16 protein-coding genes are annotated in these 25,918 nt (G+C 65.7%); 9 read left to right on the top strand and 7 right to left on the bottom strand.

What is annotated here, in order from left to right; all coding sequences use genetic code 11:
- Positions 1-4: 4 nt before the first annotated feature.
- From J3S28_RS00595 to J3S28_RS00585, 3 genes are read right to left on the bottom strand one after another with little or no spacing between them, the layout of a single operon-like run.
- Positions 5-556 carry an NADPH-dependent FMN reductase gene (locus tag J3S28_RS00595; protein WP_237340902.1) on the bottom strand — a complete coding sequence of 184 codons (552 nt, stop codon included), beginning with the start codon at positions 554-556 and terminating at the stop codon, positions 5-7.
- Positions 540-1,823, bottom strand: a complete 1,284-nt coding sequence (locus tag J3S28_RS00590; protein ID WP_207835760.1) for a hypothetical protein — start codon at positions 1,821-1,823, stop codon at positions 540-542. The genes J3S28_RS00595 and J3S28_RS00590 overlap by 17 nt, the downstream gene beginning before the upstream one ends.
- Positions 1,820-2,155, bottom strand: a complete 336-nt coding sequence (locus J3S28_RS00585) for a hypothetical protein (RefSeq protein WP_207835758.1) — start codon at positions 2,153-2,155, stop codon at positions 1,820-1,822. Before J3S28_RS00585 ends, J3S28_RS00590 begins: the two co-directional genes overlap by 4 nt.
- Positions 2,156-2,327: 172 nt before the next feature.
- Here J3S28_RS00585 and J3S28_RS00580 point away from each other — a divergent pair, with 172 nt between their 5' ends.
- The 3 genes from J3S28_RS00580 (at position 2,328) to J3S28_RS00570 (ending at position 3,996) form a co-directional block, all read left to right on the top strand.
- The gene (locus J3S28_RS00580; RefSeq protein ID WP_237340901.1) at positions 2,328-3,197 is read left to right on the top strand and encodes an arylamine N-acetyltransferase family protein; all 870 of its coding nucleotides are present in this window, start codon (positions 2,328-2,330) and stop codon (positions 3,195-3,197) included.
- An 86-nt stretch (positions 3,198-3,283) separates the two neighbouring features.
- Entirely contained in the window at positions 3,284-3,565 is a 282-nt protein-coding gene (locus J3S28_RS00575) for a hypothetical protein (protein WP_237340900.1), read from the top strand.
- On the top strand, positions 3,562-3,996 hold the full coding sequence (locus J3S28_RS00570; RefSeq protein WP_207835755.1) for a riboflavin kinase: 435 nt from the start codon (positions 3,562-3,564) through the stop codon (positions 3,994-3,996). Before J3S28_RS00575 ends, J3S28_RS00570 begins: the two co-directional genes overlap by 4 nt.
- A gap of 9 nt (positions 3,997-4,005) precedes the next feature.
- Here J3S28_RS00570 and J3S28_RS00565 read toward each other — a convergent pair whose 3' ends face one another.
- Positions 4,006-4,173 carry a hypothetical protein gene (locus J3S28_RS00565; protein ID WP_207835752.1) on the bottom strand — a complete coding sequence of 56 codons (168 nt, stop codon included), beginning with the start codon at positions 4,171-4,173 and terminating at the stop codon, positions 4,006-4,008.
- Between the two features lie 70 nt (positions 4,174-4,243).
- On the opposite strand from J3S28_RS00565, the gene J3S28_RS00560 reads away from it, so the two are divergent.
- Positions 4,244-5,236 (top strand): helix-turn-helix domain-containing protein, encoded by a 993-nt coding sequence (locus tag J3S28_RS00560; RefSeq protein WP_207835749.1) that lies wholly within the window; start codon positions 4,244-4,246, stop codon positions 5,234-5,236.
- 23 nt (positions 5,237-5,259) lie between these two features.
- Here the strand turns inward: J3S28_RS00560 and J3S28_RS00555 are convergent, their stop codons facing one another.
- The gene (locus J3S28_RS00555; RefSeq protein ID WP_207838021.1) at positions 5,260-6,369 is read right to left on the bottom strand and encodes a carboxylate-amine ligase; all 1,110 of its coding nucleotides are present in this window, start codon (positions 6,367-6,369) and stop codon (positions 5,260-5,262) included.
- A gap of 162 nt (positions 6,370-6,531) precedes the next feature.
- On the opposite strand from J3S28_RS00555, the gene J3S28_RS00550 reads away from it, so the two are divergent.
- On the top strand, positions 6,532-6,825 hold the full coding sequence (locus J3S28_RS00550) for a hypothetical protein (protein WP_207835747.1): 294 nt from the start codon (positions 6,532-6,534) through the stop codon (positions 6,823-6,825).
- Between the two features lie 40 nt (positions 6,826-6,865).
- On the opposite strand, the gene J3S28_RS00545 is transcribed toward J3S28_RS00550, so the two are convergent.
- A complete protein-coding gene (locus J3S28_RS00545; RefSeq protein WP_207835745.1) occupies positions 6,866-8,212 on the bottom strand; it encodes an NAD(P)/FAD-dependent oxidoreductase in 1,347 nt (448 codons plus the stop codon).
- A 99-nt stretch (positions 8,213-8,311) separates the two neighbouring features.
- The gene (locus tag J3S28_RS00540; RefSeq protein WP_207835735.1) at positions 8,312-9,253 is read right to left on the bottom strand and encodes a methionyl-tRNA formyltransferase; all 942 of its coding nucleotides are present in this window, start codon (positions 9,251-9,253) and stop codon (positions 8,312-8,314) included.
- 203 nt (positions 9,254-9,456) lie between these two features.
- Between J3S28_RS00540 and J3S28_RS00535 the strand changes: the two genes are divergently transcribed.
- From J3S28_RS00535 to J3S28_RS00520, 4 genes are read left to right on the top strand one after another with little or no spacing between them, the layout of a single operon-like run.
- Positions 9,457-21,099, top strand: a complete 11,643-nt coding sequence (locus J3S28_RS00535; RefSeq protein WP_207835733.1) for a non-ribosomal peptide synthetase — start codon at positions 9,457-9,459, stop codon at positions 21,097-21,099.
- On the top strand, positions 21,096-22,805 hold the full coding sequence (locus J3S28_RS00530; RefSeq protein WP_207835723.1) for an ABC transporter ATP-binding protein: 1,710 nt from the start codon (positions 21,096-21,098) through the stop codon (positions 22,803-22,805). The genes J3S28_RS00535 and J3S28_RS00530 overlap by 4 nt, the downstream gene beginning before the upstream one ends.
- Positions 22,802-24,604 carry an ABC transporter ATP-binding protein gene (locus J3S28_RS00525; RefSeq protein ID WP_207835721.1) on the top strand — a complete coding sequence of 601 codons (1,803 nt, stop codon included), beginning with the start codon at positions 22,802-22,804 and terminating at the stop codon, positions 24,602-24,604. Before J3S28_RS00530 ends, J3S28_RS00525 begins: the two co-directional genes overlap by 4 nt.
- Entirely contained in the window at positions 24,597-25,904 is a 1,308-nt protein-coding gene (locus J3S28_RS00520) for a lysine N(6)-hydroxylase/L-ornithine N(5)-oxygenase family protein (RefSeq protein ID WP_372435923.1), read from the top strand. The genes J3S28_RS00525 and J3S28_RS00520 overlap by 8 nt, the downstream gene beginning before the upstream one ends.
- Positions 25,905-25,918: the final 14 nt, after the last annotated feature.

The raw sequence follows: 25,918 nt of genomic DNA, 5'->3' as shown, positions 1-25,918 counted from the left end.
CGGATCAGCCGACCGCGCGCCCCACGTTGGCGAGTGAGGCGAAGACCGCCGAGTAATCCGCAGCTGCCTTCTTGATGAAGTCGTCGAGCTGCGGCAGATCATCGATCACAAAGTACAGCCCACGGCCGGGTATCGCGGCACCCAGCTCGAGCAACAGCGGCGCGAGAGTCGTCTGCGGAGCCAACGAGTGCGTCAGGTCGCCGCCGGTGAACACCGGGATCGCCACCACACCTTTGAGGCCGTCGGCGCCGTACTGGTCGAGGAACGCCTTCAGCAGGCCGGTGTAGGACGCCTTGTAGGTGGGGGTGGCGAAGATGACCAGATGGCTGGCCGCCACCGACGTCTTCGCGGCGGTGACCTTCTCCGAGCCCCACTGGAACAATTCGTCGGCAAGATCGGCGAGTTCGATGACCTCGAGGTCGTAGGTCCCCTCATCGAGTAGTGCCGGAACCAGCGCCTCGGCGACGGTACGGGTCCGCGACTGCGACTTCGGATTTCCTACGACTACAGAGACCTTCACAGGGTCGGACATCAGGTTGTCAGCTCCAGACTTCATCGTGGTGGGTATGGGTCGGCAGGTAGGCACCGGGCCCGAACTTCTGATCGTAGAAACCTCGGTCGAGGTTCTGTGCTTGCAGGTACATCAGCACATGGATGGTCGGCACGGTGCCGGGCAGCTTCCCGAACCGCTGGTAGATGTACTCGGCCTGCAGGGTGACCAGCTCTTGAAGACCCTGTGCCGGAAGGTATTCCGAGCGTACTTTCGGCGAGTCCGACCACGGTCCCGGGGTGTTCGGATGTCCGGGTCCGCCGGGGCCGAACTTGCGCTGGTAGTACTTCTCGACGCCGGCGGTGACCGAGTCGACGAAGGGTGGCACGAGGGTCTCGAACACCCCCTCGAGCCCGGTCGCATTCGGGAACGGCCAGCGATCGTCGGTGTCGTACGAGAATCCCAGACCCGGCGCCTTCGGGTCGCCACTGGCACCGAGGACGCTGAGCCGGTCGAGGCCGTCGAACGTCCAGCCGCCCAGGCCGAGCCCTTGCAGGAGCAGTACTCCGGTGTTGGTGGCGGTCGCCAGCTCGGCGCTCGCCTCGGCCAACGTGTACTGCTCGACAAACGAGAGCGGCACCGGATCGTCGAAGTGCGGCAGCGACGAGAACTTCTCGATGCCGGGGATGGCGTTGTCGTGCACGTCGTCGTAGATGACGTATCCGTTGGCGGCGAAGAAATTGAGGTTGGCCACCAGATGCTCGGAGAGATCGGCGACGGGGAACGCCAGCAGACTGCCGGGCCAGTTCGCGATCCAGGTGTTGTGGCCCTCCATGTACGGCTCTTCCCGCGGCAGCACCAAGCGCTCAGACGACAGTTGCCGATAGCTGTCGGCGGTCGACGAGATCCAGGATGCGAGATCGGCCGGCCCTGCGGTCAGGTCCTGGTGCGGCGCCGCATCGCGCGAGCCGAAGAAGTAGGTTCCCGAGTCGTCGGTGAAGAACAACTGGCTCGTGTGAAAGGCCGCCGCCGACGGGAACGTCCTTCCGCCCGCCGACCCCGGGTAGTTGGGCACCTTCGGCGCATACCCGGGGTGGCGCGTTATCCCGTAGTTCCAGCCCGTCACGCCGGCCAGCACACTGACGATGAGCGCCCGCTCGACGTCCGTGATCGAGCGTGACGGCTCGGTCGACTCGTAGGCCAGCGGTCCGTCCGGGATGCTGCCACCAACGGGGAACCTCCGCGAACGGCGACCTACGATCGCGTCGATCAGAGGAAACTGCCCCAGTTCGGCCAGCGCCTTGCGATGCTGCTCCGAGATCTCCAGAGTCATTTCTGTATGCCCAACACGAACTCGACGATATCCCTCGCGACCAGCACATGCGCCACATCGTTGAGCAGGTGTTCACCTTCGGGTTCCCACGATGCCAACGGACCGCCGCTGATCACCAGACCGTCGATAGCAGCCAGTGTCTCGTCGGCGATGACTGTCGCAGCCGTGGCGCCCCGGCTGTGCCCGATGACGACCAGCGGGAAATCGGTGGGCCCATGCTCGATGAGCCGTGCGCCCGCCTGCGCCAACACCGTTGCGCGTGGCTGTTCAGCAGGCCAATGGCGGTAGTAGAGGGCCGGTTCCGTGTCTGAACTGGTCGGAAGCAGCGGCATGACGACTCCCCGCACTCTCTGCGGCCGGCGGTGGTGCCGAACCGTCGGTGACATTACGACAGCATCGGAACGTTGCCACGGGTTTGAGTCCGTGAGAGTTTTGGTCTTTCGTCCACCGAATCAGTGCGCTCGGGGTTGACTTCACGTTGACTTGAGGTTCCACCATCGAGAGATGAGCAGCACTGACATGAGCACCACTGCGCTGAGCACGACTTCGTCCACCATCGATCTCGATGCATACTTCAAACGGGTCGGGCACACTGGATCGGCCACACCGACCCTGGAGACGCTGCACGCACTGGTGGCCGCGCACACCCGCACTATCCCGTTCGAGACCATAGACCCACTAATGGGGGTTCCGGTCATGGATCTCGGTGCCGGCGCACTGTTCGAAAAGCTGGTCAGCCGTGGTCGCGGCGGCTACTGCTACGAGCAGAACGGCCTGATGCGGTACGTGCTGGCGGAATTGGGGTTCACGGTCGAGGCGTTCGCCGGCCGCGTGGTGTGGATGATGCCCGCGGACGCACCGATGCCGGCCCGCACACATCAGGTGTTGTCGGTGACCGTCCCGGGCACCGGGCTCGAGTATCTCGTCGACGTCGGTTTCGGCGGTCAAACGCTGTCGTCGCCGATTCGCATGGTTCTCGACGAGGCACAGCCGACTCGGCACGAGCCGTACCGTATCGTTCGACACGGCGACGAATCAATGCTCGAGGCACTGGTGCGCGACGCGTGGCGACCCCTGTACACCTTCGCCCCGACCCCCGTGCCGCAGATCGACCTCGAGGTCGGCAGTTGGTATGTGTCGACTCATCCCGCCTCGGGGTTTGTCGTCGGGATGACGGTCGCTCGGGTCACCGACGATGCCCGCTGGAACCTTCGTGGACGAAATCTTTCCGTTCACGGCCGCGGCGGGACCTCAAGGAAGACGGTTCTGCAGTCATCCGCCGAGGTCGTCGAGCTCCTCGACCACCGATTCGGCATCAACTTGACCGGCATCGACGGACTCGAGCAGCGGGTGGCTCAGGTTCTCGACACCTAGGATGTGACCCATTCGTGGGTTCAATGAAGCAAATCAGCGATGCTTTGTGCTTAAGGTAGGCCCACTTACGTTAGAAAGGGTGTGCCATGACCTCCAAGCCGAACCCGGCGCCGAACGACCACTCCGGCGTGGGCGATCACGAACCTGCCTTCGCCGTCGGCTCCAGAGTGGTGGTCGAACAGGACCGGTCCGGAAAGATCGTCGACGATTTCGGGCCTCCCGTCGAAGGCTCGACCGTGGACCTGGGTGAAGGCCGCGAGACCAGGCCGCGGCGCTGGGCAGTCGCGCTCGATGACGGCGACCTGGTATTCGTCGACGACGATGGTCTCGAACCGGAAGAGCGCGGTCCCGCTACGCTCAGGGAGTGAACCTTCTCGGATACGCAGCGGGTGAAATCGTTCGTGGCGAGGGCCGCGGGGCCCCGATGGGATACCCCACCGCGAACATCGCCGCCGAAGACGAAAGCCGGATTCCCGAAGACGGCGTCTACTTCGGCTGGTTTTCGCTGGCGGACGGCGACCCGCCCCGGGGTTCCCTGCACCCGGGCACCTGGCTGCCGGCCCTCGTCTCGGTCGGTGAGAATCCGACCTTCGACGGCCGCGAACGCACGGTCGAGGCCTACCTCATCGACTTCGACGAGGATCTGTACGGCGCGAACGCGATCGCCGAGCTCACCCACCTCGTACGCAAGCAGGAACAGTTCAATTCGATCGACGAACTGATCGTTGCGATGAACGGCGACAAGGCCTCTGCGCGGACGTTGATGTCGCAGTACCCCACTCGGCCGCAGGAGCCCTGACCCGCCTGATCATCCGCTGCGCCTTGCCCCTCGCTCCGGTGGCTGGGCGGCCATTGCTGACGAGTTCGCTGCCGGCGCGACGTTGTGGCGCACCGCATTCCCTGCGCTGACACCTGCCGCGATCGCTCGGATCGTGCTCCAGAACTTCTGTACCGCTTGGCGGTTCTCTGTACCCATGCATTGATCATCGGGTACGGCCGACGCGTCCGACAGTGGCACCAATGCCTACTATCGCTAAGATAGTGACATGAGCAAGAACGATGATCCCGAGCCGCGACAGGTGGCCGTTCTCGCGTACGACGGGATGACGGCGTTCGAGATGGGAATCGCCGCGGAGATCTTCGGCCTCTCGGAACTGTCTGATCTCTTCTGGCCCGGGGTCGGTCAGCCCTGGTACGAGCTACGGTTGTGCACCGAGACCAGGGAGAGGGTGCGCGTCGTGGGGGGCGCCACACTGCGCACACCACACGGCCTCAGCGCGCTTGCTGCCGCGCACACCGTGATCATCCCGAGCATCGCGGATGTCCGCGCTCCCGCCTCACCGCGACTCGTCGACGCCGTCCGGGAGGCGGCAGACCGCGGCGCCCGAGTCGTCTCGTTCTGTTCCGGTGCGTTTGTCCTCGCTGCCGCCGGCCTCCTCGACGGCAAGAGGGCAACCACCCACTGGCGCTACACCACGATGCTCCAAGAGCGCTATCCCGCAATCGATGTCGACCCGCGACCGCTCTACGTCGACGAGGGCTCGGTGTTGACGAGCGCCGGGTGTTCAGCCGGCCTCGACCTTTCACTACATCTCGTCCGCTGCGACTACGGTCCACAGATTGCGAACGATGTCGCCCGGAGCCTGGTGGCCGCGCCTCACCGCTCCGGAGGTCAGGCGCAGTACGTCGAGAGTCCGATACCCGCCCTCGACGACGACACCGCCATCACCGACAGTATGAAGTGGGCTTTGGCACACATTGATTCACCGATCAGCCTCGATGAACTGGCAGACCGGGCGATGTTGTCCAGGCGAAGTTATCTGCGGCAGTTCACCAAGGCCACCGGGACCACTCCGATCAAATGGTTGATCGCGCGGCGGATCGACACCAGCCTGGAACTGCTCGAGACATCAGATCTCCCGGTCGAACGCATCGCAGGAATGGTCGGATTCGGTTCGGTCGTGACCTTCCGTCATCACTTCACCCGCATCATGAACACCTCACCCAGCGAGTATCGGAGCACCTTCACCGCCGCCTGACGTCTCGCCGCGGCCCGGACCCGCTACGAAGCCCACGTCCCAGCTGCGATCGTCTGCCGCGCAGCATGTTCGACGACGGCCCGGACCCCGGACTCGGCGAAGACCCGACGCTGCTGGACCGCTCCGTTACCCTCGGCGAACACGCTCGCCACCCCGTCCCGGACAGCCGCTCCCTCGTCCAGGACATCGAGGGCGTCCGAGACATGCTCGATGAGAGCATCCACCGCCGTCCGGGCGGCAACCATGTCTCCGCCGACAGGGTCGACCAGCGAGCCTGCGATACCGTCGCGGGCGGCGCGCCACTTGCCGAGGCGCAACAGCTCCCGATCAATGGTCGGATGGGCAGGCCCATCCCCCTCGATCGCGGCCAGTTCGGTCATCACCAATGCGCGGACAACGGTTGCGTACAAGACGGTTTCGGACGCGGTGGCCGGCACGTCGGCGACCCTGACCTCGACCGTCGGATAGTCCCGTGACGGTCGTACGTCCCAGTAGATCATTCCTTTGTCGAGTGCTGCACCGACCATGAGCAGGCGGGTGACCGCGGCGTCGTAGTCGGACTCCGAATCGAAGTGTGGTGGAGGTCCGGCGCTGGGCCATCGCGACCAGAGAACCGTTCGCCAACTGCTGTAGCCCGAGTCGACGCCGTCGTGGATCGCCGAGTTCGTCGTGAGTGCCAACAACACCGGAAGCCAGGGGCGAAGTCCGTTGCCGACCGCGATGGCTCGAGCGCGGTCCGGAACCGCGACATGGACGTGACATCCACTCACGCCCTGTTCTCGAGCGAGCAGCCCGAAGTTGTCTGCGATACGCCCATAGCGTTCGTTGGCAGACACCGGATGGGCATCACCGGGCGCCGGTGGTACCCCACAGGCCAGCACCCTGCCGCCCATCTCTCGCGCGGCGAGGTCGGCTGTCCGCCGGCTGCTGACCACGAACCTGTTCAACTCCTCTGCGGTATCGAGGATGGGTGAGGCGGTCTCGATCTGGCACGGGGTCAGTTCGAGATCGAGATCCAGGCCCAGGGAGTTCGCCACGTGACGCACAGCCGTGCCCTCCATGAACGGCGCCCCGGATTCGGCGTCGACGAGTAGCAGTTCCTCTTCGACCCCGAAGGTGGGTGCGGTTGTCAGGACAGCCATGAAGTGGCCTCGACGCCCTGCTCAAGGCTGCTGTCTCCGGTCCCGACCGGTGCTGGTTTGTTTTCGAGCACCCTCACCGGGTACCCCATAACCGAACTGATCTACCGAGGCCGAGAAGAGTGATATGACCAGAAGCGCGAAAGCCAGACCCTGATGACCAACGACGTCGAGAAACGATGGAACGACCCCGCTGCATTCCGGGGCGCAGCCTTGTACGTCGTGGCGGTCGTCGTGGTCGCCGCCATCTGGCTGGTCGTCGCGCGCACAGCCGGATCAGGCGGATTCACGTGGACGTTCGGCGTCACCGTGATCCTGCTCTGCGGCGGAATCGGCGCTCTGGTTCAGACGTACCGGGTATGGAAACGAGCGGGAAGCTGGCCGATCTGGCAGGGCGCCGGCTGGTTTCTGTTCGCGTTGATGCTCGCCTCACTGGGGCTCGCCACCTGACGCGACGCGTCGGTCCGCAACGTCGAAGTCGTCGGTACCCCTACTGATTGGCTTCCTTTTCTGCATTTCTAAAGTACTGATTGCGGGCTATCCGCGAATCCCCGAACGTGACGGCGCGTTCTCGTCGCGAGTTGGTCATCATGGTCGCGCCCCAGTTCAGCAACGTACCGACGCGATTTCGCGCGCCGGCCAGGAACGCGATGTGGATGACGCCCCACGAGATCCAGCCGAGACTCCCCGACAAGTGCACTGGTCCGGCCTGGATCAGCGCGTGACCACGCGCGACGTACGCGGCATTGCCCAGGTCTCGATACTTGAAAGGCGCCCGCGTCGTGCTCGCCCCCGACGCGAGTTCTGCAGCGATCAATTTTCCCGCATGCCGTCCGCCCTGCATTGCCACCTCGGCGACGCCCGGCAGGTTGTCGCGCGAGGACATGTCGCCCACGACCCAGATGTTCGGGTGGCCCGGTACCGACAGATCGGCTTCCACCGCGATCCGCCCGCTCCGATCCTGCGGCACCCCCAGTTCGGTTGCGAGCGCCTTGGCGAACGGCACCGCCTCGACGCCGGCGGTCCAGACGACCGTCCTGGTGTCGTAACGAGTCTTCGTCTTCGGCTCGGCCTTCGCGGTGGTTTCGATGTCCCTGGGGGTCACGTCCGTGACGTGGACACCGAGATGTGTCTCCACCCCGACCTTTTCGAGAGTGCGCAATGCCCGCTTCGACAAGTTCTTGTCGAAGCTCTCCAGCACGCGGTCGCCACCGTGGAACAACAACACCCTCGCCTCGCGCGGATCGATCGACCTGAACTCGTGGGTGAGGGCGTGCACCGCGAGTTCGCGGATCTGCCCGGCCAACTCGACCCCGGTCGGTCCCCCACCGGCGACCGCGAACGTCAGCCAGGGCTTGCGTTCTTCAGCGGTGGGCAGGGACTCGGCCATCTCGAAGGCGCTGACCAACTTCCGGCGGATCGTCAGCGCGTCATCGAGGGTCTTCATACCCGGCGCCCAGTCGATGTATTCGTCATGTCCGTGGTAGGCCTGCTGCATGCCTGCCGCAACGACGAGGTAGTCGTATTTCAGATCGAACGTCGAACCGTTGACCCGGCTGGCGGTGAGAATCTTCGCCTTTGCGTCGATCGACGTCGCCTCCCCGAGCGCGACATGAGTGTTCTGCTGGCGACGTAGCAGGTGTCGCAGCGGACTTGCGATCGATCCTTCCGAGAGCAATCCGGTCGCGCACTGATACAGCAGCGGCTGGAAGACGTGACTCGTTCCCCGGGACAGGAGCGTCACCTCGACGTCGGCGTTCTTGAGTCGCCGGGCCGCGTGCAGGCCACCGAACCCGCCTCCCACGATCACCACATGCGGTCGTCCTGGTGCTGTCATCGCCCGTCGGCCCCTTTCCTCGGTCTCCGTATCCTTTCCCGACTGCGGCAGAACCGCAAACACTTCGGCGAAGACAGACAGCAGGCCGGACCAACCCGGTCAGACCGAGGTCAGATAGCCGCCTCCGCGTGGGAAGAAGTCTTTGCCCGCGTGCTCGACGCCGTCTTCGGTACGCAACCGCTCGATGACCAGGCCCCGGTTCGCGCCGCGGTACGCGTCCGAACCCGCGACGATGACCATGCCGTCACCTTCATGGATGAAGACCCGGCCGGGGGTACCGCCGTACACACCCGCTGACACGGAGGCCTTGGTGATGCGGATGCGCCGATCACCAAAGTGTGTGTAGGCGTTCGGGTATGGATCCGATTGAGCTCGTACCAGGCGCTCGATGTCCTCGGCGGGCCACGACCAGTCGATCTGGCTGTCGCGGTCCGCACGTTTGTGGAAGAACGTCCGGTCGGCGAGGTTCTGGGGCGTCCACACCGCGGTACCGGACTCGATGAGATCGAGAGATTCCAGCAGCACCGCCGGGATGATGTCGATCGTCGCCCGGACCAGATCCGTTGCCGTATCCGTCGGGCCGATGGGCACCGCACGCTGCAGGAGAACATCACCGGTGTCGAGGTCGTCGTCCATCCGGTGGGCGGTCAGACCGACTTCCGGCGCCCCGCTGATGAGTGCCCAGATGACCGGCGAGAACCCGGTGAACTTGGGCAGCATGGAGTCGTGAAGGTTCAGGGTGCCGTGTGGGGGCAGGTCGAACAGCTCCCGTGGCAGCCATGTGCGCCAGTTGTTGGCGACGATGATGTCGGGTTCGGCATGCTTCACCCGCTCGATCAGTTCGTTGTCGGGACGCTGCGCCAGGTGAACGGGGATGTTGTTGGCTCGGGCGAGATCCTCGACAGAATCGGACCAGATGCTCTCGTAGGAGTGCTCGCTCGGCGGATGTGTCACCGCCAGGACCACGTCGTGGGATGAGTTGATCAACGCGTCGAGGGTCTTGTGGCCCCAGGTTTGGTAGCCGAAGGTCGCAACTCGCATGAACTGCCCTTTTCATTCGTTCGGGCCGATGCCTCACGGCAACGCCACAGCCATCTATCGCGCTCAGCTTGACCGAATAATGGGCGTCATGCAAACTTAGCCTTACCGAACTATTCTTAGCGAAGCTTTCCCTAACGTCGGCGGTACAACGGTGCCTCCGGCCGGTGATTTAAGCGGTCGGAGAAGATACGAAAGAGCGTCACGTGCAATCGGTAGATCCATCGCAGATCAGCCCCGCCGCCCGATCGACCAGTGCAGCCGACGGCGCCGCTTTTCCGCTGACCGCGGCTCAGCGCGGAATCTGGTTTGCCCAGCACCTGTTGCCCGACACCCCGATCGTCATCGCCAACTACGCGGAGATCAACGGGCCTCTGGACGTCGACCTCCTCGACGACGTGGTGCGAGCCAGCATGCACGAGATCGACTGCGGCATGCTCAGATTGATCGAAATAGACGGTGCGCCTTTTCAACTGGTGGACGACTCGCTCACCGACAGGTTCGAGAGAATCGACCTACGGCACGAGCCCGACCCCGTAGCTGCTGCGCAGGCCTGGATGGTCGCGAACTACTCGGCACCGATCGACCTCCTGCGGGACCGGCTCATCAAGGGCGCAGTCCTACGTCTCGGCGACGAGCACTACTACTGGTATTCCTGCATCCACCACATTGTCATCGACGGCTACGGCGCAATTCTCCTGATCAACCGCGCCTCCGACCTGTACACCGCAGCGCTGGAGGGCCGCGATCCGAATCCGCCGTCGGTACCACCCCTGACCGAGCTCAACACGGCAGAGGACGCCTACCGCTCCTCGCCGCGTTTCACCAAAGACCGGGCCTACTGGATGGGAAAGGCTGCGGGACTGCCGGACCCGGTCAGCCTGTCACCGACAACCGCGGCGCCGGATGTCTGCCCCCGAAGGATCGGCGGCCTGCTCTCGCCGCAGCTCACCTCCGCGCTCGACATCGCCGCCCAGCAGACGAAGTCGTTCCAGACCCCGATGCTCATCGCAGCACTCGGGGCGTACGTATCGCACCTGACCGGCGCGGACGACGTGGTGCTCAGCCTCCCGGTCTCCGGCCGCACCAGCGCAGTACTGCGCCGTTCCGGGGGCATGGTCTCGAACGTCGTCCCGATCCGGGTGAAGATATCGCCGACCACGACCGTTGCCGAGCTGGTCGAACAGGTTCAGCTCGATCTGACCGGCGCCCTCCGACATCAGCGATACCGTAGCGAGGATCTGCGGCGCGACCTGGGCGGCAACGAGGACCCGCGCGGCTTCTACGGGCCCGCGATCAACATCATGAACTTTCCCTCCGAGGTGAAACTCGGCCCGGTCTCCGGTCGATTCCAGATCCTGTCCACCGGTCCGGTTCAGGATCTCTCGGTCAACCTGTATCCCAGCGTCGATGGCAACACCCGTATCGATTTCGAAGCCAACCGGCGGTCCTACACCGACGCCGACCTCGAACATCATCACCGCCGGTTCGTCGATCTCCTGGGCACATTCGCAGCAGCCTCTCCCGACTCCCAGGTCTTCGGTTTCGATGTGCTCACCACAGCGGAGAGACGTTCACTGGTACCAGCTCTCGGTGCCCCCGCGCTCTCGCCGATCATGCTCCCAGACATCCTGACGGGCGGTGTGAGCGCAGGTCGGTCTGCGCTCGTCGCCGGCGACCTTCGCATCGACTACGCCGACCTGGACCTGTCCACGAACAGGCTCGCCCGCCGGCTGATCGGTCTCGGCGCGACTCCAGGGGCCGTGGTCGCCTCGGCCTTCCCGCGCGGCGTCACCGGCATTCGCGCCCTGTGGGCGTTCGCGAAGACCGGGGCCACCTATCTCCCCCTCGACCCGCACCTACCGGCGGAGCGGCTGGAGCACATGATCGTCGACTCGGCGGCGACGATCGGCCTGACCGACTCCTCCGCTGCACTGCCGCAGACGATCCCGTGGTTCGAGATCGGTTCGGTCGCTGTCAGCGATGCTGTCGAATCCGAATCCGATGCTCCCATCACTGACGCTGACCGCGGGATCAGCCTGCGCAGCGACCACGTCGCGTACATCATCTACACCTCCGGTTCGACCGGCGTGCCCAAAGGCGTTGCCGTTCCGCACACAGGCCTGGCGACCTTCACGGCAGCAGCGCGTCCTGAACTGGCCGTGACGTCGTCGTCACGAATGCTGCGTGTCAGTTCGCCGAGTTTCGATGCCTCGATCTTCGAGATGGTCTTGGCCTTCAGCGCGGGTGCGACACTGGTGATCACACCCGCAGATGTGGTCGGAGGTGACGACCTGGGCGAGGTGATCCGCCGCGGCGCGGTCACCCATATCGTCAGTGCACCCGCCGTTCTGGGCACTCTCGACGCCACCGGGCTCGAGTCGCTCGAGGCGATCGTTGTCGGCGGCGATGTATGCCCACCCGACCTCGTTGCCAGGTTCGGCACCCGCATGCGGTTCTTCAACAGCTACGGTCCGACCGAGGCCACCATCGTCGTCAGCATGTCCGAGGCCCTGGACGCCCCGGAGGCGATCACCATCGGTGCCCCCCTGCAGGGTGTCCGGGCTCTGGTGCTCGACCGCTGGTTGCGCCCGCTGCCCGAAGGCGTCCCCGGTGAGCTCTACCTCGCCGGGCCGGGCCTGGCCCGCGGATACGTCGACCGCCCCGCATTGACCGCCGGACGGTTCGTCGCCGATCCGATCGGCGAAGGCCGCCGCATGTACCGGACCGGCGACATTGTCCGCTGGACAGCCGACCGCCAGTTGGAGTATCTGGGCCGCAGCGATTCGCAGGTCAAGGTCCGCGGGCAACGCGTCGAACTCGGCGAAATCGAAGCCCTGCTGAACCGCCGCACCGACGTGGGCACAGCGGTGGTCGTCGCCCGTAAGGATCGGCGAGATCAAACGATCCTGGTCGGCTACATCTGTGCCGCGCCGGGGAGGACGGTCGAACCAGCTCTCGTCAGGGCCGATGTGGCGCAATCGCTTCCCGGCTACATGGTCCCGACGGTGATCACAGTGCTCGACCGGATGCCGACCACCCGCGCAGGCAAGGTCGATCGAAATGCCCTGCCGGAACCGGATCTGGCATCGGCCGCCCCATTCCGGACCCCAGCAACACCCGCGGAAATCCTCGTCGCGCAGATCTTCGCCGAACTGCTCGACCTCGACCGGGTCGGCGCCGACGACAGCTTCTTCGACCTCGGTGGTGATTCCCTTGCGGCGACCCGTCTCATCTCACGGGTGAACGCGGAACTGCACACCCGCCTCACCGTGCGCGAGATCTTCGACAACCCGACGGTCAGCGGGATCGCGCGACGTCCGGCGGCATCAGGGGCCGCGCGCGCCACCCTGGTCCCCGGTCCCCGTCCCGCACGGATTCCTCTCTCGCCGGCGCAGACCCGCATGTGGTTCCTCAACCGTTTCGATCCATCCGCCACCGCCTACCATCTCCCGTTGGTGGTCGGCCTCGACGGAGATTTGGATGCCCCGGCGTTGGAAGCAGCGCTGCTCGATGTCGCCGGCCGGCATGAATCTCTGCGGACCGTGTTCCCGGAAGACGACGCTGGTCCTGCGCAACAGGTGTTGCCCATCGAGCAGGTCACCATCGATCTCACCCCGCATCCACTCTCCCGCACCGGACTGGTGTCGGCGATAGGCGCTCTGGCAGGCGCCCCATTCGACATCACCAGCTCGATGAGCTTGCGTCTCCGGCTGTTCCGACTCGACGCGCACAGCCACGTGCTCGCGGTGATCATGCATCACGTCGTCGCGGACGGCGGGTCGCTGGCCCCACTCGCCCGCGACATGGCGATCGCCTACGAGGCACGCAGGCGGGGAGTCGCCCCTGGCTGGGCACCCTTGCCGGTTCAGTACGCGGATTATGCGGTGTGGCAGAACAAGTGGCTGGGGGCGTCGGACGATCCCGACGCGGCCGGAACCAGACAGATCACGTACTGGAAGCAGGTCTTGAGCGGCGCACCTGCGGTCCTCTCCCTGCCGACAGACCGGCCCCGGCCGCCGGTTGTCAGCTACCGCGGAGCCGCAGTCGATTTCGTGGTGGATCGTGATCTCACGGGTCGCCTGCACGAGATCGCCGGACGGCATGACGCGACGATCTTCATGACTGTGCATGCGGCATACGCCGCCCTGTTGTCGCGCCTGTGCGGCACTGCTGACGTCGTCATCGGGACGCCGATCTCCGGCCGCTCCGACCCGGCATTGGATGAGCTGATCGGCATGTTCGTCAACACCGTGCCGCTCCGGACGATCCTGGATCCCGCGATCAGCTTCGGCGACCTCGTCGATCAGGTGCGCGAGACGGATCTCGCAGCCTATGCGAACGCCGATGTACCGTTCGAACGACTGGTGGACGAACTCTCGGTGCCGAGGTCGCAGTCCTTCTCGCCGGTGTTCCAGGTGACCCTCAGCGTGCAGACCAACACGGTGACCACCAGCGACGGAGGGACCGCAGTTCAACTTCCCGGGCTGGTCGTCCGGGCCCTCGACTTCGAACACGGGACCACCCATTTCGATCTGGCACTGAACATCGATGAACAGGCCGACGGCACGCTGCAGTGCGAACTGCGCTACGCGACCGATATTTTCGATGTGCACACAGCGCAGTCGATGGCGTCCCGCTTCGTGCGCTTGCTCGCCGCGCTCACCGATCGCCCCGAGCTACCCATCGGTGACGTCGACATCCTCGATTCCGACGAGACGAAAAGCCTGGTCCCCGCGCTCGGCCCCACAGCGGTGCCGCCGGAGACGTTCGGTGCACTGATCGGCGCCGCAGTTCAGGTGAACCCGGACGGCGTCGCGCTGCAGTGGCAGGGAGTCGGACACTCATACCGAGAGGTCGATGACTGGTCCACCGCGCTGGCGCAGCACCTGCTGTCGCGGGGCGCCACTCCGGAGTCTTTTGTCGCCATAGCTGTTCCCCGTTCGCTGGACTCGGTGCGCGCCACCTGGGCGGTGATCAAGACCGGTGCCGCGTTCCTGCCGGTGGATCCCGCGTATCCCCCGGAACGAATCGCACACATGCTCGCCGATTCCGGTGCTCGCCTGGGACTCACCACAGCGGCCAACCGCGCCCACCTCCCCAGCACGGTGCACTGGATCATCGTCGACGATCCCGTGCCCGCGAGTGACGCGTCGGCGAGCACCGACGACGTGTCCGTCGACATCGATCATGCCGCGTACATGATCTACACCTCCGGATCGACCGGGGCGCCGAAAGGGGTTGTGGTGACCCACCGCGGCCTGGCGAACCTCGCGGCGGAACGTCGCCTGAACTACACGATGCATCCGTCCGCTCGGTTCTTGCACAACACCTCCCCGAGCTTCGACATGGCCATCGGCGAGCAGATCGCAGCGCTCTCGGCAGCGGCAACACTGGTCATCTCACCGCCGGATCTGTCGCCGGAGGAATTGACGCATCTGCTTGCCTCCGAACACATCACCCATGCGTTGATCACGCCGACGATGCTCACAGCGCTCGATCCCACCGGGCTCGACGAACTGATCGTCCTCGGTGTCGGAGGAGAAGCTGTCACCGGTGAGCTCATCGATCGATGGGCCCCCGGCCGGCAGATGCGGAATGGTTACGGCCCCACCGAGACAACCGACATCGCGACCGTGGCCCACCTCGAAGCCGGACGACCGGTGACCATCGGTACGGGGGTGCACGGCTTCGAACTCTTCGTCCTCGACGCACGACTGAGGCCTGTCCCGGTCGGTGTCACCGGAGAGCTGTACCTTGCAGGCCCAGCACTGGCGAGGGGATATCACCGTCGCCATGCGCTGACCTCGGAGCGGTTCGTCGCCTGTCCGTTCAGTGCACCGGGCGTGCGGATGTACCGGACCGGCGACCTCGTGTCGTGGGTGTCCGGCGAACTGCGCTACCACGGCCGATCCGACAACCAGGTCAAGATCCGCGGTTATCGCATCGAACTCGGCGAGATCGAATCCGCGGCGAGTCGCCTACCCGGCGTCCGGCAGGCGGTGGTCCTCAAACGAGCCACCGACCACGGCGACCGTCTGGTGGTCTACCTGGTGCCGCGTCCAGACGTCGCCGTCGACACCGCCGCGGTTCGCACTGCCCTGGCAGTTGCGCTACCGGCGCACATGGTGCCCGAGGCCTACGTGGTGGTGGATCGACTTCCGCTGACCGTCAACGGAAAACTCGATCACGATCGCTTGCCCGTGCCCGACTTCGCCACCGCTACGACGCCCTACCGGGCTCCCGCGGACGCGGTTCAGACCACCATCGCCGAGTTGATGGCAGATCTGCTCGGACGAGATTGGATCGGAGTCGACGATTCGTTCTTCTCGCTCGGCGGCGACAGCATCGGTTCGATACAGCTCGTGTCCCGCGCCCGAGCCCGAGGTGTGCACTTCACCCCTCGGGACGTGTTCGAACACAAGACCATCGCCGCGCTGGCCAAGGTGGCCGGCACCGATCCGGCAGACGACGTACGGCTGGAGGAGCTTCCGGGCGGCGGCACCGGTTCGCTGCCCCTGACCCCGGTGATGCGGGACATGGTCCAACGACCCGGAGGGTTCGGGCGCTTTTCCCAGAGTCTGGTGCTCGTGCTCCCGGACGGTATCGATCGAGCGGGCATCGTGGCCACCCTGTCGGCGACCATCGATCACCACGATGCCCTGCGGGCCGTCCTCACCGACGCCGGCCTGGAAATTCAGCCGGCCGGTTCGGTCGCGGTCGACCGTCTGGTCAGACATGTCGAGGTGCCCGCCGGCACCGACCCGAGTACCACGACATCGGCCGAATATCGAGAAGCCCTGGGCCGTTTGGACCCTCGCTCCGGCGACATGATGCAATTCGTCTGGATCGATACCGGCCATTCCGGTCGACTCGTCGTCGTGCTCCATCATCTGATCGTCGACGGCGTCTCGTGGCGAATTCTGGTGCCCGACATGATTTCCGCGTGGGCTGCCATATCGGCAGGAGTGCCTCCTGTACTCGCACCGGTGGGCACGTCGTTGCGCAGGTGGTCGCATGCCCTGCTCGAGCATGCGATCGCACCGGAAGCCACCGACGAACTGCCGTGGTGGGAGTCGGTGCTCACGGCGCCGGATCACCCGCTGGGATCTCGACACCTCGACCCCCGGCTCGATACCGTCGCACGTGTCGAGCGGATCACGGTCGAACTCGACCGGGATCTCACCCGGGCCGTGATCGATGAGGTACCGAACGCTTTCCGCAGCAACGTCGAAGACGTGCTCTTGGCCGGGTTGATGCACGCCCTGTGCATCTGGCGGGCCGAGCACGGCGACCGGAATATGTCCGTGCTCGCGCAGCTCGAAGGCCACGGCCGTGAAGAGTCCGTGGTTCCGGGCGCCGATCTGTCCCGCACCGTCGGCTGGTTCACCAGCGTCTTCCCGGTCCGATTCGACCTGAGCGGACTCGAGCTGCCCGCGACCCTCACCGGGCGGACCGCGGTCGCGGTCCTCAAGCGGGTGAAAGAACACCTCCGGGCCGTCCCGCGGCGCGGGATCGGATTCGGGATCTTGCGCCACCTCAACCCGGTATCGAGCGCTGCCCTCACCATGGCTCATCCGCCCGAGATCAGCTTCAACTACCTCGGACGCACGGGCGCACAGACTGTTCCCGAGGAATTGGCCCAGCTCGGCTGGTTGCCCGCGGCCGACGGCATCCTCGAGCCCGATGCAGACCGGGACATGCCTGCGGCCGCCGCGCTCGACATCAACGCGCTCGTCTCGGAGTCGGACGGGTCCGCCGTCCTCTCCGCAGTCTTCGGGTATGCGAGCGGTGTGCTCTCCCACTCGGACGTGAGTACCTTGACCGAGTATTGGACGAGCTCGCTGAAAGTGCTCACCGATCACGTGAGAACCATTGGTGGAGAGCTCACTCCCTCCGATCTTCATCCGTTCCAGGTCCCCCAGGCCGACCTCGACCGCTGGCTGCAGCGCTACCCCGACATGTCCGACGTCTGGCCGTTGTCTCCGCTGCAGCAGGGTCTTGCCTTCCACGCTCAGTTGACGCCCGTCCGCGATGTCTACGTGTCGCAGACCGTGCTCGACCTCGAAGGTGTGGTCGACGGCGCGCGTCTGCGGGCTGCAGCACTTGCCCTGGTCGGGCGATACCAGAATCTCCGGACCGCGTTCGTCACAAGCGGCGGCGGTGCAGCCATGCAGATCGTGGTCGACCATCTCGAACCCGACTGGCAAGAAGTAGACGTGAGCGATCTGGACCTCGACGAGACCAGCCGTGCCGTCGATGCCGTGCGCCGCAGCGAACTCGCCCAACGGTTCAGCCTTGAGCGCCCTCCGCTGCTGCGGTTCGCCCTCATCAGAACCCAGCTCGACCGGTGGCAGCTCGTGGTGACCCTCCATCACATCAACGTCGACGGCTGGTCGATGCCGCTGCTGTTCCGAGACCTGTTGGTGCTCTATGCGACACGCGCCGACGCCACGGCTCTTCCGCCCGCCCCGTCGTACCGCGATTTCCTGCTCTGGGTACACAGACAGGATCACGACCTCTCACGGGCAGCATGGGCCGATGCGTTCCGCGGGTGCGACCAGCCCACCTTGTTGGTCGAAAACCACACCGCGACCGGACAGATCGACTCTGTGACCGGTGTCGTCGATGAGGTCAGGACGTCCCAACTGAGCGCGGTCGCAGCCCGATTCGGCGTCACCCTCAACACCATCGTCCAGACCGCCTGGGCGATCGTCATCGCGCAGCAGGTCGATTCGCACGATGTCGTCTTCGGTGCCACCGTCTCGGGGCGACCTGCGGATCTCGACGGCGTCGAGGCCATGGTCGGACTGTGCATCAACACCGTTCCGGTCCGGGTCGAGATCAACGCCGACGAACCGCTTTCGGCCCTGCTGCAACGACAACAGGCCGAGCAGACCCGGCTTCTCGAGCACCACTACCTCGGCCTGGTCGATGTACAGGCCGCCGCCGGTCCCGGTTCCGTCTTCGACACCCTGACCGTCTTCGAGTCGTACCCACTCGACGCGGACGCGATCGCGGCGGCCGGTTCCATCGATGGCATGCGCATCACAGGCGTTGACGGCACCGAGGCCACCCACTATCCGTTGTCCCTGACCGCGAATCCTGGCCCGGAACTGGCCCTGCGCCTGACCTTTCACGAGAATGCCTTCACCCGTGGAAGCATCGAAGCGCTGTCCGAGAGGCTGCTACGAGTCCTGCAGGCTGTCGCAGAGGAACCCGAATCGCCGACCGGACAGTTGCAGCTGCTGTCGGAGCGCGAATACGCCGAACTCGTTCCGATGCGCGGCCCGAGCGCGGTGCCACCGTCCACCCTGGCGGAGCTCATCGCAACGGCGGTGGATGCGAACCCAGCGGGAACCGCGGTCCTCTGGCGGGACCGCGAGTACAGCTACCGCGACATCGACGAGTGGACAGCTGGTCTCGCCCGTCTGCTCATCGACCGCGGGGCCCGCCCCGAGACGTTCGTCGCCGTCGCCCTGCCCCGTTCGCTGGATTCGGTACGCGCGGTGTGGGCGGTCGCGAAGACCGGTGCGGCGTTCGTCCCGGTCGATCCGCACTATCCCGCTGATCGCATCGCCCACATGCTCTCCGATTGCGGGGCGGCACTGGGCATCACCACTCGCGATCGCCGAGCACACCTGCCGGACTCGGTGACATGGATTGTTCTCGACGATCTTCCGCAGACGACGTTCAACACTCCCGCCCAGTCCCCGTGCCACCACCAGACGGATCTTCGCCACCCTGCCTACATGATCTACACCTCCGGTTCGACCGGTACGCCCAAGGGTGTCGTCGTCACCCACCAGGGGCTGGCCAATCTCGCCGCGGAACGTCTGCACAGTTACCGTGTGCACAGCACGGCACGCGTCCTGCACAACACGTCACCGAGTTTCGACATGGCTGTCGGAGAACAGATCTCTGCCCTGTCAGCCGCGGCCACGTTGGTCGTGTCCCCGCCCGATCTGACACCTGGCGAACTCGCTGATCTCATCGGCAATCACGGTGTCACCCACGCCCTGATCACCCCGACCATGCTCGGCATGCTCGATCCGGTCGACCTGCCCGGCCTGCTGGTTCTCGGCGTCGGCGGCGAATCGGTCTCCGCCGAGCTGGTCGATCGCTGGGCACCGGGACGGCAGATGCGCAACGGCTACGGCCCCACCGAGGCGACCGACATCGCCACGGTCTCCGAGCTGCATGCCGGGCACGCGGTGACCATCGGACGACCGGTCCACGGATTCGAACTCTTGATTCTCGATTCACGCCTTCGCCCGGTACCCGCAGGGGTGACCGGCGAGCTGTACCTGGCGGGCCCAGCGCTCGCCCGCGGCTACCACGGCAGACCAGCGCTCACCGCAGATCGATTCACGGCCAACCCCTTTGCCGGCGGCGGTGCGCGGATGTACCGGACCGGCGACCTCGTCACGAGGATGCCCGACGGTGAGTTGCGTTATCACGGACGATCCGACAATCAGGTCAAGATCCGCGGACATCGGATCGAACTGGGTGAGATCGACGCGGTCCTCACGCGACATCCCCACGTCGATCGCGCCGTGACCATTGCCCGGCCCGGTCCAGGTGGACAGGTCGTGCTCGTCTCCTACGTTGTCGCGCCCGCACACGGCGGATCACCGACCGGTGAGATCTCGGAGTTCGCGGCCGAGTTCTTGCCACGGCACATGCTGCCCGGCGTGATCATGGCAACCGACTCCCTTCCGTTCACCCCAACCGGGAAGCTCGACGAGAAGGCGCTCCCGCAACCCGATTTCGTTTCGGGGTCGACCCATCGCCCGCCCGCCACCGAGACGGAAGTCATCGTGGCTGCCGCGTTCGCCGACTCCTTGGGTCTCGAGACAGTCAGTGTCCACGATGATTTCTTCGCGCTTGGTGGCAATTCGCTCACCGCGATCGGGGTGCTCGGAACCATCCGCGAACAGCTGGGTCGCCCGATTCCACTGCAGTGGTTCCTCTCTGATCCGACCGTGCTCGCGCTGGCCCGACGTATCGACACCTTCGATCCGGTGGCTGCCGATTCCGCACTGGACGTCGTACTCCCGATCCGCGAGACCGGCACGGCGACACCACTGTTCTGCATCCATCCGATTCTCGGCCTGTCGTGGAGCTACGCCGGTCTCGTCCGCCACCTCCACGACGACCGACCGGTCTACGGCCTCCAGGTACCCGGATTGCACACCGAGGAGCCTCTAGCCGACTCGATTGCGGCCACGGCGGATCGCTATATCCGGGAGATTCGCCGCATTGCCCCTGAAGGGCCGTACCACCTACTCGGCTGGTCGTTGGGTGGCGTCATCGCGCACGCCATGGCGGTACAGCTCGAGCGTGCGGGCGCCGAGGTGGGGTCACTGATCATCCTCGACAGCAGCGCGGTTCCCGCCTCGCTCACCGAAGACGCCGGACTGCGCGCCGCAGACATCCTCGGCGCACTCGGCCTCGGCGATGTCGGTGCAGATCACCTCAGTCACCTGACCACCGATTCCATAGCCGACGTGCTCGCCGAGATCGAGGACATGCCGCCGGGACTGCGACAACCGCAGGTGGAGCGCCTGATCGCCGCAGCCGAGCACCACGCAGCGTTGCTCCACACACATGTTCCGGGAACATTCGGCGGAGACCTGCTCTTCTTCTCCGCGGACGCGGATGATCCCGGCTCGACGGCAGCGTTCGACTCCTGGGCTCCCCATGTCGCAGGCGGCACCCAGCACCCGTTACCGGTCACACATTGGCAGATGTGCAGCCCCGGTGCGCTGCGTTCGGCCGGTCCCATCATCGCCGGACATCTCGAGCAGGAATCGCGCTCGGCCAGCACCGTCGAGGCCGGCGAATGACGTCGCGACACTCGACCACCGGCTGGATGATCATCCGGCAGAGCCTGCGTGATCGGCGTGGAACACTCGCGGCCGGTTCGGTACTGCTGTGCCTACATCAGATGTGCGAGGTCGCGGTGCCCATCTTGATCGGCGTCATCGTCGACCAGGCCGTCGATGGTGGCGACCTCGGAGCCCTGGCACTGTGGATCGGTGTGCTCGGCGGGGTCTTCCTGGCACTGACGATCTGCTACCGCCTCGGCGCCCGCCTCGGAATGAGGGCAGCACTGCATCAGGCGCATCGGCTGCGCATGGACGCAGTGCGGCGGATACTCGGTCCGCGGAGATTGCGGACCGATCTCCGAAGCGGCGAACTGCTGGCCGTCACAGGCACCGACGCCGATGAGACCGCCGCGCTGTTGCGTTACCTACCACAAGCACTCGGCGCTCTGGCCGCGCTCGCCGTGTGCGCGGTGGCCCTGTTGGTCATCGACGTGCCGCTTGGTCTCGCGGTGCTGTTCGGGGTACCGCTCGTACTGGCTCTTCTGCAGCTCACCGCTCCCCTGCTCACCCGTCAGACCCTCACCCAGCAGACCCGCATCGCCACAGCGACGGGCGCTGCGACCGATCTGATCGCCGGACTGCGACCACTGCGCGGTCTGGGCGCCGAAGATGCCGCAGCACAGCGGTACACCAGCGCGAGCCGACACGCACTGACGGCCATGCGCCGGACTGCCGCCGGCCAAGGAGCGTTCATGGGCGCGGCTATCGGGGTGAGCGCGATCCTGGCGGTGGCGGTCGCAGCCGGAGGGGGGTGGTACGCGCTCGAAGGCCGCATCAGCATCGGCGAACTGATCACCGTGCTGGGGCTGGCTCAGTTCTTCTTGGAACCGCTCGCCATGCTCTCGCTCCTACCGGGCAAGGCAGCAACTGCCCGCGCCTCTGCCGAACGTCTGGCGTTGATCGCCGACGCAGACTTCATCAAACCGGCCGGCGTCTCGCGGCTCGGTCCCGGACCGCACGGCGTGGAGTTCCGGGATGTCGAGTATGCATCGCTGCACGGACTCAGTCTGGTCGCCAAACCCGGCGATTGTCTGGGTGTGGTGGTCGTCGACCCTGTCGACGGTACGAACATCATCGACCTGCTCGCGGGACAGGCCACGCCCACCCGCGGTGAGGTGTGGGTCTCCGACATACCTGCGGCCGCAGCCGATCTGACCGAGCTCCCCCGGGCACTGCTGGTGCAACCACACGTGACGGACCTGTTCAGTGGTTCCCTGCTGCACAACGTCACAACGGGCGCGCCTGCCGCGGCCCAGTCGGACGCGGCAGCTGCCCTGCGGGCCGTCGCGGCTGCCGACCTCATCGACTCCCATCCGGACGGGATCGGCCGGATGATCTCCGACCGCGGGCAGTCCCTGTCCGGAGGTCAGCGCCAGCGGGTCGCGCTGGCCCGGGCGCTGACCTCGGACAGTTCGGTTCTCGTACTTCATGATCCGACGACCTCGGTCGACTCCGTCACCGAACGAACGGTGGCAACCGAACTCTATCGACAGCGCCATGAAGGCCGATCCGATCGCACCACGATCGTCATCACGAGCAGTCCTGCCCTGCTGGCCTCCACCGACCGCGTGATCTTCGTCGACGGCGGCAGGGTGCGCGGCGAAGGTACCCATGCCGATCTCGCCACGGCCGACCTCCGATACCGCGAGGCGGTGCTCCGATGACGCTCGCGCCCGACCCGACAGGCAACACGGCGCTCCCGGTGGCAAGCGGTGCGACGACGCGCCACTGGTTGGCCGTTGCACTGGCTCAACGCAGGCCCGCCCTGACGCGGATAGCAGTGGCCTCACTGATCGCCGGGATCGCTGCGGTCGCGCCTGCGCTCGTCCTCGGGATCCTGGTCGACGAGGTGGCGGGCGAAGGCAGGCTCTCGGTCCTGCTGCCGATCACCGCGGTCGCCGCCACCGCCGCCCTGCTGGGCGGACTGGCCACCGGGTTCTCGATGTACGTCATCGCCGCGCTCGGGTCCGACCTACTGGCGCACCTGCGGGAGTCGGTCATCCGAACCGCGTTGAGGTTGCCCGCGGACACCATGGAGGACGCCGGCCGGGGCGACCTGCTCTCCCGGGTGAGCAATGATGTTGCTGCGGTGAGCAAAGCGGTCTCGACGGTCCTGCCGACGGTCGTGATCTCCGCGGTTCTCACCGTCGTCAGCATCATCACGATGGCCGGTCTCGACTGGCGGCTCGGGTTGGCGGGCGCCATCGCGATCCCCCTGTACGGCCTGGCGCTGCACTGGTACCTGCCACGCTCGACACCCCGCTACAGCGCCGAACGCCGAGCAGTCGCCGAGCGTTCCCAGGTGCTCGTCGAGAGGATTGTCGGTGCGCGGACCGTACACGCCTACGGAATCGAGGAGCGGGAGATCGCGCGGGTCGACGCAGCATCGGCGACCGCCCGCGACATCTCCATCTCGGCCTTCACCCTGTTCACACGATTGGTGGGGCGCGTCAACAGGGCCGAGTTCATCGGCCTCACAGCGATTCTGGTGGTCGGTTTCATCCTCGTCGAGGACGGCGCGGTCACCGTGGGAGCGACCACCGCCGCAGCACTGCTCTTCCACCGACTGTTCAACCCGATCGGAATGATCCTGTACAGCTTCGCCGATCTGCAGTTGGCAGCAGCCGGCCTGACCAGACTCGTCGGCGTCGCCCAGGCCGACACCACGCATGAGGCAGACGCAGGAGGACGCGGAACAGTACCGGCCGACAGCGCTCTCGAACTCCGCGATGTGCACTTCGAGTACGCGGCCGAGCGTCCCGTACTGCGGGGGGTGAACCTCCGGATCGAACCCGGGACGTCTGTGGCGCTCGTCGGTCCGAGCGGGGCGGGCAAGTCCACCCTCGCGGCCATCGCTGCCGGCACGTATGCCCCGACCTCGGGGTCCGCCACCATCGGCGGAGTCGATCTACATGCCTTGCCCTATCACACCATTCGCCAACACGTCGTCGTGCTGAGCCAGGAGGTGCACGTGTTCGCAGGCACCGTCAGCGAGGACCTGCAACTGGCGAAACCGGCGGCGAAACCCGACGACATCCGATCGGCACTCGCCGGAGTCGGCGCGCTCGACTGGGCCGAGAAGCTGCCACAGGGCCTGGACACCGTCGTCGGAGAAGGCGGTCATCAACTCACCGATGCCCAGGCACAGCAACTCGCGCTCGCCCGGCTCATGCTGATCGACCCACCGATTGCGGTACTGGACGAGGCCACCGCGGAGGCCGGCAGCCTCGGCGCCCGGGACCTCGATCGTTCGGCTGCGGCTGCCACCGCAGGACGTACCACCCTGATCGTCGCCCACCGACTGAGCCAGGCGGTCGCATGTGACCGCGTGGTCGTCATGGACCGCGGAGTACTGGTCCAGCAGGGAACACCAGCAGAACTACTCGCCACGCCGGGCCCCTTCGCCCAGTTGTGGACCGCGTGGAACATCCACGGACAAGGAAAGGATGCGGACCATGAATGACCACAACACGGAGGTCGTCGACATCCTCGGCGTCGGGTTCGGCCCGTCGAATCTTGCCCTCGCGATAGCGCTGGAAGAGCTCAACGCCGAACTGCCTGCGGAGCAACAGCTCACTTCGCGATTCGTCGAGACAAAAGAGCAGTTCGGTTGGCATCCGGGGATGCTGCTGCCCCGCACCACCATGCAGGTGTCGTTCCTCAAAGACCTGGCGACGCAGCGCAATGTACGCAGCCGCTACACGTTCCTGAACTACTTGTCCGAGGTGAACCGACTCACCGAGTTCGTCAATTTCCAGACATTTTTCCCCACGCGCCACGAGTTTCACGACTACCTCGAGTGGGCGGCCCGCGGTGTCGACGCCGACGTCTCGTACGGAAGCCGGGTGGTCTCCATCGACAGCACGGGCGACACATTCGCAGTCCGGGTGGAGGGACGGCATGCCGGCGTGGTGCACGCCCGCAACATAGTGGTCGCAGCGGGGCTGGCGGCGAAGATGCCTCACGGCGTGGCCGCATCGAAGCGGGTTTTCCACAATCATCAACTGCTGGCACATCTGTCCGAACTCCCGGATCCCACTCCTACGAGCTTCCTGGTGATCGGCGCCGGCCAGAGCGCCGCCGAAGTGGTGGAGTACCTGCACACCCACCATCAGGATTCACACATCCACGCGGTCTTCGCCAAGTACGGCTACAGTCCGGCCGACGACAGCCCGTACGCCAACCGGATCTTCGACCCCGGCGCCGTCGACGACTTCCACTCGGCTACACCGGAATTTCGGCAGCAGCTCATGAGATACCACCGGGGTACCAATTACTCGGCCGTCGACCTGCCGCTCATCGAAGAGCTGTACGCGCGCGAGTACGACGAACGGGTCCGCGGGCAGCGCCGACTCTTCGTACACGGCGCGTCGCAGGTCGTCGCAGTCGTCGAACGCGCAGACGAGGTGGTCGTGACCGTGCGCCACGAACCGTCCGGCCTGACCGAGGACATCATCTGCGGCGCCGTGGTGTGCGCGACGGGCTTCAACCCGATGAACCTGCGCGTCATCCTCGGTGATCTCACCGACAGCATCGCGTTCGACGCCCACGGCGCTCAGGTCGCTCGCGACTACCGCCTGGTCACGAAGACAGCCCTCCCCGGCGGCGTATTCCTGCAAGGAGGGACCGAACACACGCACGGCATCTCGTCATCGCTGCTGTCCAACAGCGCTGTTCGTGCTGGTGAGATCGCGAAGTCGATCGCTCGCGACCGATGGGATGTGCGAGTCCGTGCATCGACGACTCCGCGAGCGGCAGTCTGACACCCAGAGCACAG

Source organism: Williamsia soli (genome assembly GCF_017377795.1).
GTDB lineage: Bacteria > Actinomycetota > Actinomycetes > Mycobacteriales > Mycobacteriaceae > Williamsia > Williamsia soli.
This window is presented reverse-complemented; position numbering and strand designations above follow the sequence as displayed.

Bases quoted from the DNA above. Each gene is read 5' to 3' on its own strand.
- J3S28_RS00560 (WP_207835749.1), top strand. From the start codon at position 4,244: ATGAGCAAGAACGATGATCCCGAGCCGCGACAGGTGGCCGTTCTCGCG.
- J3S28_RS00595 (WP_237340902.1), bottom strand. From the start codon at position 556: ATGAAGTCTGGAGCTGACAACCTGATGTCCGACCCTGTGAAGGTCTCT.
- J3S28_RS00550 (WP_207835747.1), top strand. From the start codon at position 6,532: ATGACCAACGACGTCGAGAAACGATGGAACGACCCCGCTGCATTCCGG.
- J3S28_RS00540 (WP_207835735.1), bottom strand. From the start codon at position 9,253: ATGCGAGTTGCGACCTTCGGCTACCAAACCTGGGGCCACAAGACCCTC.
- J3S28_RS00525 (WP_207835721.1), top strand. From the start codon at position 22,802: ATGACGCTCGCGCCCGACCCGACAGGCAACACGGCGCTCCCGGTGGCA.
- J3S28_RS00575 (WP_237340900.1), top strand. From the start codon at position 3,284: ATGACCTCCAAGCCGAACCCGGCGCCGAACGACCACTCCGGCGTGGGC.
- J3S28_RS00585 (WP_207835758.1), bottom strand. From the start codon at position 2,155: ATGCCGCTGCTTCCGACCAGTTCAGACACGGAACCGGCCCTCTACTAC.
- J3S28_RS00530 (WP_207835723.1), top strand. From the start codon at position 21,096: ATGACGTCGCGACACTCGACCACCGGCTGGATGATCATCCGGCAGAGC.
- J3S28_RS00590 (WP_207835760.1), bottom strand. From the start codon at position 1,823: ATGACTCTGGAGATCTCGGAGCAGCATCGCAAGGCGCTGGCCGAACTG.
- J3S28_RS00520 (WP_372435923.1), top strand. From the start codon at position 24,597: ATGAATGACCACAACACGGAGGTCGTCGACATCCTCGGCGTCGGGTTC.
- J3S28_RS00580 (WP_237340901.1), top strand. From the start codon at position 2,328: ATGAGCAGCACTGACATGAGCACCACTGCGCTGAGCACGACTTCGTCC.
- J3S28_RS00565 (WP_207835752.1), bottom strand. From the start codon at position 4,173: ATGGGTACAGAGAACCGCCAAGCGGTACAGAAGTTCTGGAGCACGATC.
- J3S28_RS00545 (WP_207835745.1), bottom strand. From the start codon at position 8,212: ATGACAGCACCAGGACGACCGCATGTGGTGATCGTGGGAGGCGGGTTC.